This window comes from Tunicatimonas pelagia (genome assembly GCF_030506325.1).
Taxonomy (GTDB): Bacteria; Bacteroidota; Bacteroidia; order Cytophagales; family Cyclobacteriaceae; genus Tunicatimonas; species Tunicatimonas pelagia.
Genome location: NZ_CP120683.1, coordinates 1592392 through 1604632 on the forward strand (window position 1 = coordinate 1592392; position 12241 = coordinate 1604632).

At 46.5% G+C, this 12241-nt stretch carries 9 protein-coding genes; 4 read left to right on the forward strand and 5 right to left on the reverse strand.

What is annotated here, in order from left to right; translation table 11 throughout:
* The first annotated feature begins 38 nt into the window (after positions 1-38).
* The 4 genes from P0M28_RS06700 to P0M28_RS06715 all read left to right on the forward strand — a co-directional run bounded on the left by P0M28_RS06700 (position 39) and on the right by P0M28_RS06715 (position 6093).
* A complete protein-coding gene (locus P0M28_RS06700; RefSeq protein WP_302208907.1) occupies positions 39-1196 on the forward strand; it encodes an aldose epimerase family protein in 1158 nt (385 codons plus the stop codon).
* A 98-nt stretch (positions 1197-1294) separates the two neighbouring features.
* On the forward strand, positions 1295-2446 hold the full coding sequence (locus tag P0M28_RS06705) for a sensor histidine kinase (RefSeq protein WP_302208909.1): 1152 nt from the start codon (positions 1295-1297) through the stop codon (positions 2444-2446).
* A gap of 72 nt (positions 2447-2518) precedes the next feature.
* The gene (locus P0M28_RS06710) at positions 2519-3613 is read left to right on the forward strand and encodes a PAS domain-containing sensor histidine kinase (RefSeq protein ID WP_302208911.1); all 1095 of its coding nucleotides are present in this window, start codon (positions 2519-2521) and stop codon (positions 3611-3613) included.
* A 125-nt stretch (positions 3614-3738) separates the two neighbouring features.
* Positions 3739-6093: a GH92 family glycosyl hydrolase gene (locus tag P0M28_RS06715; RefSeq protein WP_302208912.1), complete on the forward strand. Its 2355-nt coding sequence runs from the start codon at positions 3739-3741 to the stop codon at positions 6091-6093.
* A 369-nt stretch (positions 6094-6462) separates the two neighbouring features.
* Here P0M28_RS06715 and P0M28_RS06720 read toward each other — a convergent pair whose 3' ends face one another.
* From P0M28_RS06720 to P0M28_RS06740, 5 genes are all read right to left on the reverse strand, one after another.
* Positions 6463-8187 carry an alpha/beta hydrolase-fold protein gene (locus tag P0M28_RS06720; protein WP_302208913.1) on the reverse strand — a complete coding sequence of 575 codons (1725 nt, stop codon included), beginning with the start codon at positions 8185-8187 and terminating at the stop codon, positions 6463-6465.
* Between the two features lie 134 nt (positions 8188-8321).
* The gene (locus P0M28_RS06725) at positions 8322-8798 is read right to left on the reverse strand and encodes an SRPBCC family protein (protein WP_302208914.1); all 477 of its coding nucleotides are present in this window, start codon (positions 8796-8798) and stop codon (positions 8322-8324) included.
* 82 nt (positions 8799-8880) lie between these two features.
* Positions 8881-9474: a Uma2 family endonuclease gene (locus P0M28_RS06730; RefSeq protein WP_302208915.1), complete on the reverse strand. Its 594-nt coding sequence runs from the start codon at positions 9472-9474 to the stop codon at positions 8881-8883.
* 112 nt (positions 9475-9586) lie between these two features.
* Positions 9587-11107 (reverse strand): DUF7133 domain-containing protein, encoded by a 1521-nt coding sequence (locus P0M28_RS06735; protein ID WP_302208916.1) that lies wholly within the window; start codon positions 11105-11107, stop codon positions 9587-9589.
* Complete coding sequence (locus P0M28_RS06740; protein WP_302208917.1) at positions 11104-12189, reverse strand: plastocyanin/azurin family copper-binding protein; 1086 nt, start codon at positions 12187-12189, stop codon at positions 11104-11106. The genes P0M28_RS06735 and P0M28_RS06740 overlap by 4 nt, the downstream gene beginning before the upstream one ends.
* Positions 12190-12241 lie beyond the last annotated feature (52 nt).

Below are 12241 nucleotides of genomic sequence, written 5' to 3' on the forward strand. Positions count from 1 at the left end.
TTGTATTTTACAACCTAACTTAATACAACCTTTCGTTTATGAGAGCACTATTTTTAATCTGGCTCTTGGGTTTAGCTGCTTGCCAAAGCAACCCTACTCAACAACAAAAAACTACTGAAACTATGCCTACCTCTTCTATCTCGAAAAAGTCGTTTGGTACTACCGAGAGTGGTGCCACAGTTGATCTTTACACTTTAACCAATGGAGACACTGAAGTAGACATTACCAACTACGGCGGAATTATCACCGCCTGGCGAGTGCCCGATGCCCAAGGTACCGTAGCGGATGTAGTACTTGGCTACAGCGATATGGAGGGCTACCGAACTGAACCTTCTTACTTCGGAGCACTGATAGGCCGCTACGGTAATCGTATTGCCAACGGTAAGTTTACGCTAGACGGCGAAACGTACTCTCTGGCTACCAACAATGGCCCCAACCATTTACACGGAGGTATTAAAGGCTTCGATAAAGTAGTGTGGCAAGCCGATACCGCTACTTCCGACGAGAGCCCTCAACTTATTTTGCGTTACACTAGCCCTGATGGAGAAGAAGGCTACCCCGGCACCCTAGATACCCAAGTAACTTACACCCTGCAAACCGATAACACCCTGCGGATTGATTACGAAGCCACAACTGATAAACCCACCGTCGTCAATCTGACAAATCACTCCTACTTCAATCTGTCGGGCGATCCAGCCACTACCATTTTAGATCACGAGCTGATGATTAGTGCCGACCGCTACGTACCGATTAGTGAGGCTCTAATTCCTACTGGCGAGCTAGAGCCGGTGGATGGGACACCCTTTGACTTTACTCAGCCCACCGTCATTGGGAACCGTATTGATGCCGATCATCCGCAAATAAAAAATGGACTAGGGTACGATCACTGCTGGGTACTGAATAACGCGAACGATGGCCCCACTCGGGCCGCCACTGTATTTGACCCCAAGTCCAAACGCTTTCTGGAAGTATTTACCACAGAACCCGGTATCCAGTTTTATTCCGGCAATTTCCTGGATGGTGCTGCCGTCGGAAAAGGTGGTGTTAGCTACGAAAAACGATCTGCTCTTTGCCTGGAAACCGAGCACTTTCCCGACTCGCCCAATCAACCTGATTTCCCCTCGGTAGTACTGCGCCCGGGCGAAACTTACCGTACTACTACTGCCTACAAGTTTTCGGTGAAAGAAGGAGTTTAGGTGGATCGCTGTTTATCAAAATCAGGTATTATCTTTCAAACAATTAGTGTTATAGACCGTACAATAACGCAAACAGCCAACCATTCACCACCTACGGTATGAGCACCAACAGCGCCGCTGAGATTATTCGAGTTAGAAAACAAGAAATTCTTGATCGATGGATTGGCCGGGTACTAAATCAAATACCCGATGCGCGAAAAAGAACCCTTCCTATTATCAGAAACAGTGTCCCTGATTTGTTAGATGCGTTGGCTGATGCCTTAGCTTCGGACGATAATCGTGATATTGTTTACGAAAGCGACCGCCACGGCCAAGAGCGAGCCAATTATACCGAATACACCGTTGACCAGATTATACGAGAATATCGTTTGCTGAAGGAAACCATTTTTGCCGTTACTGACGAAGAGGAAGGGCGATTAGAAGCTCGGGAGCGCGATGGTATTATGTACGCCATTGATCAAGCGGTGGAGCAGGCTTCATCCGTGTTCTCCCGTATTCATATTGAAAAGAATCAGCAGGCTATTGAAAAAGCGGAAGAACTCATTAACGAACTGGAAGAGCGAGATGATTTACGCGACCAGTTTATTGCTACCCTCTCACACGATATTCGCACTCCTTTGGGTAATACTAAACAACTGGTAGAGCTTCTGGAAAAAAGATTGGCCTCCCCGGCAGACTCATTCATTTCAAAGGCTTTGCAAGGAATAAAACTGAGTGCCGAGCAAGGAAACAATCTGATTAACACGTTAATGGATGTCAATCTTATTCAATCCGGTAATCCGATACCACTCCAAAAAGTTGAAAGCGATTTACTCCAGGAGGTGAAAAATTCTCTTCAAGGACTAAAGCCCGCTACGCGTAATCTGATTAAGATCGAAAGCTCTCAAGAACAGATAGTAGGTTACTGGGATGCCCCCACGCTAAGTCGGGCAATTAATAACTTAATTTCTAACGCAGTTAAATATGGTTCTCAGGGCGGGGTGGTCACTTTATCGTTTAATCAAACCGAACAAAAAACCGTAGTTCAGGTTCACAACCTAGGAAATCCAATACCCCTCGAAAAACTAGACAAACTGTTCGATCTTTACTACCGCACCGAAGACATAAACGCCCAAGGATGGGGGTTGGGCCTTACCTTAGTAAAAGGTATTATAGAGATGCATAACGGTAGTGTAGAGGTTGATAGTGATGCCAATCGGGGTACTACTTTTTCGCTATATATTCCGAGCACCAGCAATTCGGCTACGTGATAGACTCTTGGCAGCGTGGCGCGCTCAGGTAGGCTACATCATGCTGATTTACTTTCTATTTGATCCCTTTTTATGGAAAACCTGTACGAAAAGATCGTTAACACCATTCCGGTCTTTTTCTTTCTTTGGAGTCGCGACCAGAAGGAAACTATTTTTATTAGTGAGCAATTTTATGACGAGAAGTCTAACGACTATTACGCTCCCGAAGAAGCTCGGGAAGACCTTCGCCAGTATATTCACCCCGAAAGTCAGCAAGATTACGACCAGTTTTTTGCCAACCTCTCTCAAGAAAACGATTACAATGATGAAATTGAGGTGCGGGCTGGTGATAGTTTGCCGAATATTACCTGGGTAAAAATCAGCACTTTTCCGGTTATTGAGCAGGAGAACGAGATAAAGTATATTGCCGGACACATTAGCGATGTATCAAATTCTATAGAGAGCAGCCGATTGTTGCAAGAACAGGTAGAAAGCTTAGATACAGTCACCTTTATGCTGGCTCACGAACTTTCGGCACCTATTACTAATATTATGGGGCTATCCGAACTGCTGAAGTCAAAAGCTGCCGGAGCGGGGCTAGATCAGCACCTTCATCTTTACGACACAATCTACAACTTTGGGGGCGAAATACTAACGTTAGCTCACGGATTGGTTAATCTACTGCACCTTCAATCCAGCAAAGTGCAGTTTACATTGGAGGAAACCCAGCTAAAGCCTTTCGTTGAAAAACGACTACATAACTTCTACCTGAAGCCCAATACCCGAAAAACTGAGCTATCGTACTCAGATATTGATGAAAGCATAATCGTTCAGGTTGAGCCTGTCAATTTTGCTAAGGCTATCGAAGAATCACTGGTATATCTTATCAAGCATATTGAACTAAACAGCCAAATATCTATTACAACCCCTCCTTCCTACAATCCAAACCAAGTTACAATTTGTATTACTTCTACTGGGGTTAAGTTGTCCAAAGAATCGGTAGAACGGGTACTCGACCGCTCGTCCCGCTTAGGAATGCTCGATGTAACTGGGCTAAAAATACGGGGGATGCTCGAACTGGTGATTGCCAAAGAGGTTTGTGAGTTGCATCAGGGAAGGCTAGAGATGATAGATAGAGACGGAGAACAGGGTCTGATGATTACGCTACCTCGCAACCCTACTCTCTAACCTTAATTCTCTCTTGTAAGGATAAAAGCGTAGTTTCAAAATTAGCAACCAGTTTCACTCGCTAAACTTTTTTCCAGAATGATGGCAACGTAGATAAGATAGCCTCGTTAGGCCTCTCTCTTAAAATGTTATACCTTCGTGCCCTACCTTACCTATTTGCTGACCTAATGGCTAATTCTAATACACGTAGCTACTGGCTACTTTGGCTAGTATCACTCACCCTTGTTACCCACTCTTTTGCCCAACCAACTCCATTAACCAACTACGTGAATCCGCTGATGGGCACTGATTCGGAATTCTCGCTGTCCAACGGAAATACCTATCCGGCTATTGCCCGTCCTTGGGGTATGAATTTCTGGTCACCCCAAACCGCTCCGAATGGTGATGGCTGGATGTACGCCTACGATGCCAACAAAATCCGAGGGATCAAGCAAACGCATCAACCCAGCCCCTGGCTAAACGATTACGCCGCTTTTTCCCTCTTTGCCATGACGGGTACTCCGGTGTTCGACGAAGAAAAGCGGGCTTCCTGGTTTTCGCACAAAGCCGAAACCGCTAAGCCCCATTACTATCAGGTATATCTGGCCGATTATAACGTAAATACCGAAGTAACGCCTACCGAACGAGCTGCCTTTTTTCGCTTTACTTTTCCTAAAACCGATTCAGCATTTATTTTACTAGATGCTTACAACAAAGGCTCACAGGTGCAAATTCTTCCTGAAGAACGTAAGATTGTAGGCTACTGCCGTAACAACCATGGTGGGGTACCTGATAACTTTCATAACTACTTTGTATTGGAGTTTGACCACGATTTTACCGTGACCTACACCTGGCAAGACTCGGTGATGCGGGAAGGTACGGAAGCTACGGGTAACCATACGGGAGCACTGATTGGTTTCTCAACTGCTAAGGGTGAAGTAGTACAGGTAAAGGTTGCCTCCTCTTTCATTAGCTCCGAACAAGCCCAGCTTAACCTAAATCGGGAGATTGGTGACCGCACCTTCGATGAAGTGCGTAGCGAGAGCCAGCAAGTTTGGGAGAATGAATTAGGCAAAGTACAGATAGAAGGTGGTACCGACGACCAGCGTAAAACTTTTTACTCTTGTCTCTACCGCACCTTGCTGTTTCCTCGCCCACTGCACGAAATTACTGCCGAGCAGGATACGGTACACTACAGTCCCTACAATGGTGAAGTGCTACCGGGCTATTTGTATACTGACAATGGTTTCTGGGATACCTTCCGAGCGGTATTTCCCTTCTTTTCCTTGATGTACCCGGAGCTAGATGCTAAGGTTATGCAGGGTTTGGTGAACACCTACAAAGAAAGTGGCTGGCTACCCGAGTGGGCGAGTCCGGGGCACCGCAGCGTAATGATCGGTTCTAATTCGGCCTCACTGATTGCTGATGCTTACCTCAAAGGAATTCGCGGTTACGATATCGAAACGCTGTACGAAGCGATTATTAAAAACACTACCGGAGTTGGCCCGGTAAAATCGGTAGGACGCTACGGTTACGAATATTACAATGAGTTAGGCTATGTGCCTTACGATGTGGACATTAACGAAAATGCGGCTCGCTCACTAGAGTACGCCTACGCTGACTACTGCATTGCCGAATTAGCCGAAGTCCTCGGCAAGCCAGAAAGTGAAGTAAATCTGTATCGCCAACGAGCGCAGAACTACCGTGAATTGTTTGACGATGAAACCAAGCTAATGCGAGGCAAACTGGAAAACGGAGAGTTTCAGTCACCCTTCAACCCCTTTAAGTGGGGCGATGCTTTTACCGAAGGCAATAGCTGGCACTACACCTGGTCAGTCTTTCAGGATATACACGGCTTAGCCGAGCTGATGGGTGGCCAAGAATCTTTCGCAGCCATGCTAGATTCGGTTTTCGTGATGCCCCCGGTCTACGATGATTCCTACTACGGCTTCACTATTCACGAGATTCGGGAGATGCAGATTGTGAACACCGGGCAGTACGCCCACGGCAACCAACCCATCCAGCACATGCCTTATCTCTACGCTTACGCAGCTCAGCCCTGGAAAACCCAGCAACACGTCCGCATGATTATGGACAAGCTCTACACTCCGCAAGCCGATGGCTATTGCGGCGACGAAGATAACGGACAAACCTCCGCTTGGTACGTATTTTCCGCATTGGGAATCTACCCGGTTTGCCCCGGAAGTAATCAATATGTGCTCGGCAGCCCGCTGTTTGAAAAGGTTACGTTACAATTGCCCAACGGTAACACTTGGATTATTTCCGCTGAAGATAATCAAGCCAATACTCCCTACATTCAGGAAGCCGAGCTAAACGGACAAACCTACATCAAAAACTATCTCACGCACGAAGCTATTCTGCAAGGTGGAACCCTAGAGCTAACCATGAGCGATACGCCTAACCGATCCCGAGGCACTCAACCCGAAGATGCTCCTTACTCTATGTCTACTGACTCTGAATTATCTACAGGTAAAAATTAGCATCTTTTCCCTGTCTAATTTCGCATCACCGGACAAGTGATAGCACATTCCGGTGTTTCTTGCTTAGTAGCCCAGTATTATTCTCCTTTAAGGTTACCCTGTATGAGGTGGTTCAATAAATCCAGACAAATTTTTAAGAACGAACGCACACTACATCCGGGTTTATTAACACATCTCAGTATGCTAGCGGAGTTGGCTAAGCTGGAGGAAGCACTGTCTACGGTGACTGACACTTTATCGGAGTAGTTACATTAGTGCCGGATGAGGCTCTGCGCCCGGCGAATTCCGGCATCTCCCCTTTAAAATGAAGGAGCCCCCGGCATTTGCTATCGCTCAGCTGGGAAGAACGTATTGGATTATTTCTTCTTATCAATAACGCCAGCTAGTCAAATCAGCACCGGAAGGGGCGCTCTCTTTGATTCGGTCGAGGATTTTGGGGACATACATGGTGTTGTATCGGAGGCGGGAGATGGCGTTAGGCTGTTCGGGGTCGCCATTCCAGCAGTGTTCGGCACCGTCGCCGTAGGCTACTTCACCATCGTAGTGGGGGTTTTCGGTGTTTACCAGAAACTCTTCCATCAGCATCACGGCATTGTTGAGATAATAATTATCCATATCTCCGCAGTAGATGTGAATCTTTCCTTGCAATTCGGGGCCGAGTTTGCTCCAGTCTCGTTCCAGAATGTGGCGCAGATCGTAATTCTCCCGCCAGTAAGCCGCTACGGTGGGGTCAATGGTGCCGGTCTTTTTATTCCAAATGGGCTTAGGATAACCATTCTCACTCGCCGGGGAATACACCGCCTGCCAAATGTCCCACTGCTGTCCTGAACGACTGTTGGTTCCCAACGCCAGTTCGCGGTGGTTCATATCTTCCAGTGTAGAGCTTACGTGTCCCAAGTAATCTCGCTTACCAGGGCGAGGGGTCTTTTTGTATTTGCTGGGTAGATAGTAGGCGTTGGTATCCTGATAAATATCCACTACCGTATATGCTCTAAAGTCAATCGGATCAGGACAGGCCGCAAAACAGCCGTTATATTCTTCAGGATACAGTACTTGAGCGGCTAAGGCTTCCCACCCGCCGGTAGAACCGCCGTACAGAAAACGCGCCCAGCCCTCGCCAATTCCGCGGAACTGCTCCTCGATGTAGGGAATCAGCTCGTGCGTAATCGCATCACCGTAAGGACCGAGGTTGGCCGAGTTTACCGCATAGGAATCATCGTAGTACGGGTTCTGGTGCTGAATCTCAATAATAATCATCCGAGGGAAATCTGGCTCCGTCCAGGTCTGATAAAAATTATGAGCTTCCTGCTGCTGAATGCGGTTGTAACCTTCCATCTGAAAACGCTCGCTATAGTCCGGCACCAAATCCGGGTCAGGTGGGTCTTCCCGAAAACCCCGAAAGGTATAGGGGAAATGTCCGTGGAAAATACATATCGGGTACTTGGCTTCAGGATGCTCGTCAAAGCCTTCGGGCAACAGTACATTAGCTCCCAAATACATGGGTCGCCCCCAAAACTCCGTGAGCAAATCGCTCTGCATGGTCACATGCTTGATATACTTCGTATCTTCCGGCTTCTCAATTGGTGGTATTTCCTGGTCTAGCGTGATATAGAAAGTTTCATCATTTTCAGGATCAAAGGTAATCTTCTGTGGGGTGCTATATAGGTTGCCGGGCGATCGGTTCCAGACCTGCCCTTCGCCCTGATCCATCGGTAGCTTAACGGTGTGGCCACTTGCCAGATTGAAAGTTTCATACTTATGTAACAGAGCTTGCACGTAGTATTCCCCCGCCGGAATATTCGCCATACTTTCTAGCGGATAGCCAAAGACTGTATCACTAAAATAGGTCTCTTTACCCGGTTTTAATTCGTTGACATCAATTCCGTATGCCAACTGAGTATTCGGTCCATCATTCACCTGAAAGCGGGGCTCATCTTCGGTGTTATCTGATATTAAAAGTAGTAACCGTCCGTCGAGTGGTTCTTCGCTGAGAGATTCAGAGAATGAGACGGCAAATCGCCCTTCATCGCCACAAGAAGAAAGAAAGAAAAGCAAAGCGATGCATACACTGAGGTGGGTTAAGGAATACTTCATAAAATAGGTAGTGATTGTAGATAGTGCGACATTGCATACTTAAAGACGCCAGAATTAATGAGCTATGTTACGCTATTTTTCTCACAAACTCGAGGGTTAGTAAGCAAAAACCATCTTTTTAAACCAGTTGTAGACTAACTGGGCAGGACTTCTTGCCAGCGATTGGTTTCGGCAAAGGTTTTAATCGCCTCGTTGCGGGTAAACAATAGCTCAGTTAGGTGTTTTTTCAGTACAGTAGCGTTTGCCAAACGACCGAGTACTCCTAGCGGAGAAACAAAGCGAAACTTATCGATCATCAGCGTACCTTCGTTTAGCTCTTCAAAGTAATGCTGATGCGCCATTGATTGAAATGGTCCCGACACCATTTCATCACAAAAATAGTAAGGCCGCTCATAATCAGTCATCCGAACAGTCATGACAAACCATACCCCCAAGTGCTTCGCCCGCCAGGTTACTTCTTCATTGAGTTGCATCAGTCCATTGGTTCGACCACTAACCACTTCCTCTTGCGTATGTTCTACGGATTTCTTATGTAGATCAATACTAGTCGACAGATCAAAGCAGCGTTCTACCGGAGCCTGTATTTTAGTTTTGAGGGTGATTAAGGGCATGAATTAATGAATAATGACGAATGAATAGTGAGTAATGACTGACGAGCAGTGAAAAACAAAATTAATCATTACTCATCATTCATTATTCATCAGTAAGTAAGGAAAGGTCTAAAGAGAAACTGGGCAATGTATCTTCTCCAGAAAGAGTTTGATCAAAACCTTCTACTGATTCAACTGCCCGATCCGGCCTGTATACATAGGCTTTCTCTTCATCTGGATCAATCAGCCAAGCTAATCGACAACCGTTAGTTAGCCACATCTGCATTTTCTTCTTCAAATCTTCTACATCATCCGTGTCTGATTTTAGTTCAATAACAAATTCGGGGCACAGCGGGGCAAATTTGCGCTTTTCGGCTTCACTTAATCGGTTCCAGGCTTCGTTAGATACCCAGGCAGCGTCCGGCGAGCGGTTAGAGCCATCGGGCAATTTGAATCCGGTGGATGAATCAAAGGTTTTACCTAGCTTCGTAGCTTGATTCCAATTGGCTAATTGCCGTAAGATTTCGGTATTTAGGTACCCTAACAGTGATCCAGTAGGTGACATAATAATGATTTCTTGGTATTCATTACGTTCAATGCGTAAGTCGCGGTTATCCTGACAGAAGCGGTAGAACTCTTCGTCAGTCATCTGATGCATTTGGCGACCTCGCAGTACGAGATAATGTTCCATTTCCATAGAATTCGATGGTTGAATTGTTAAATCATCATTAGTCCTTTGCCATCATTCATTTTCCCTTGTCCATTATCACTTTTCAATTAATAAAGTATACGAGATTACGAGTATTAGTTTACCGACTACTAAGTGCAGTCTGATTAGTAGGCACCTCGTTCAACGTATAGAACAATCGTCTGTTTTTTAGAGCAACTCCCTTCATACTGTTTAGCTGATCTATTTGCAGGTCGTATACGTAACCAGGATTCATTTCAGCTAGGGTTAGTAGCACTTCTTTACCATCTTCTGAAACCTGAACTTCCTTTACCGCTACTGACTGTTCATCCATTCGGGGTGAACCGTATTTTTGATGGTAGGCGTAGTAGTAGCGGCTGAATTGATAATTATCTGGCTTTTCAGCCATTTTTCGGTCTACTGGACGAGTAAATGTTAACTTAAAACCCTGGGGAGTTACGTTCATCTGAAGCACATCCATCGGCATTCCGCCATTGTAGCGAATACGCTGAATACCCTGGTCGCCCACCCAAACATAAGCCGATTTACCTACCCACAGATTACCTTCCGGGTCAAAAACCATTCGGTGATTACCAATGGATAGTCCGGCAGAATCTATAAACGAGGTGCAAGCTCCCTGAAACTTTCCGTTTACCTTCTCCAGCATTACCCGCATAATCCGAGGAAAATCCATTTCCCCTACCAGCAGTTGCCCGGCGAACGGCTCAAAGTTACTATTCTCGGGGATAACCAATGGCTGGGTAGGAGAATTTGACATGATATTGTGGGGAAACAGTACGGCGGCTCTCGTTCGCATACTATCCAAGGTAGATACTGGAGTTGCTTCGGGGTCGCCATTCCAGTCTTCGCGCCAGACTAAGCTGGAAATCTGGCCGTAAAAATTTCCCTCCTCAATATGGTACAACTTACTAGTCCCTAGCCAATCTCCCTGATTATCCGTCACAAACAAATTTCCTTCCAAGTCAAAGCCGATACCGTCGGGCGAACGAAAGCCGCTGGCGACTGGCTCGAGCACTCCGTCCTCCCGTAGTTTCATCACCCAGCCCCGGTACTCTACCGCTGAATACATCCCAGCAACTTCTCCCAGCATATTGGTCTCACCCCGCACCTCATCCCAGATTCCTGCGTTTTTGGAAGCACAATTCAGGGCGATATAAAGGTCTTTACCGTTGTAAGCAGGTCCGTAGGCAAACTCATGGTAGTTACCCGATATACCAAAATCATCGGTGGCTACGAGATATTCCTCAGCTTCCCCATCGTTATCATTATCAACTAATCGGGTGAGTTCAGGGCGTTGCATCACCAGTACTTCCCAATTGTTCAGAGCTAGTATTCCTAGCGGGTCGTGCAACCCTTCAGCAAATAGTTCCCAGGTTTTTTCCCGGGGATCGTAAGTCATCACTTCACCCCGATGGAAGCAGACGATCATCCGTCCATCCGGCATAAAATCCATACCACCTATCTCGGCGGTTAATCCTTCCGGCAATGGCACATCTTCCACTGAATAGAAATTATCGATACGCTGATCGTCAATAACACCTACTTCCTGTTCTACTGGCTGAAGGGTACATCCAGCTACGATCCAGATCGTAACAATAATTACCAAACTGTATCTTCTCATATCTCGCTCATATTTTCGGTGATCGTTATTATAAACTCCTGGGCTTCCTCTGGGCTGAGACGCAGGGTTTTCTCATCTTCCCACTCACCCTGATTGCTATAGTACAACACATCATCCTGGCCTTTTATAAACCACAGGGGCTGGTCTAGCCCCGAGAAGGTAAGCATTCGCTTGATGCCCGGAGTTTCAAAAGCAGGCACAATACGTTCGGTAACTTCCACATCATTCAGGCGGTACTTAAATGTAGGATAACGATTCTTCATCTCGTAACCCAAAAACTCTACGGTAGGAATTTCTTGATCTTCTCCTACTCGAAACGGGAATTCAGTGCTGTCGCGATAAAAGACCATTCCTACAATTTCTGCTAGCTCCTTTCCTTTACCCGACCAATGCTGTTCTAAATCAATGAAGCCTCCCTTCCAGACGTAGCGAAGTCGGCACTGCCCAGCATCCCAACAGTAGCTGATATCACCCAGCAAGCCTACCGCAATACCCGCTGGGCCACAATTGGGCATAAAGGTGCGGTACATGGCCGGAAGAATATCGGGATAAGGATGCTTAGGTGGTTTTTCCTCAGCCACGTTTTCGTCATCTCGGCGACTAGCGGGCACATTCTCATCAGTCGCTAAAGGAGGTAACTGATTATTAGTCACGTACATGGCACCGTACATCACGGCTCCGTGTCCCGGATAAGTGCATACGTAAGGATAAATTCCTTCCTGCTGAGGTGCCTGGAATGAAATGGTATATTTCTCCTCCGGTAATATCAACGGAATCGCTTGTAGTACCTTATCAGATTCCGGAACATAATCGGTGCTGCCTTGCTTGGCAAGTTCCAGTGACATACCCACTACATCTTCCCGCGTACCGGGCTGAGTCATGATCCAGTTGTGAGGCATCTCGTCCGTATTCATCAGGGTAAGCTCTACCCAGACGGCGGGAGGCACACTCAGCCGCACCTGATCGTACTGTAATCCTGATATTGCCTTTAGAGTAATCCGAACCGTATCAGTTTGAGCAAAAGCGGTTAGAAGAGTACTGAAGAAGATTACCAGAAAGGACAGGATAGCTCGTAGCAACATAATGTGTAGATTTACTATCGCTCAATATAATAAGTTCTGGTCGCAATGAACA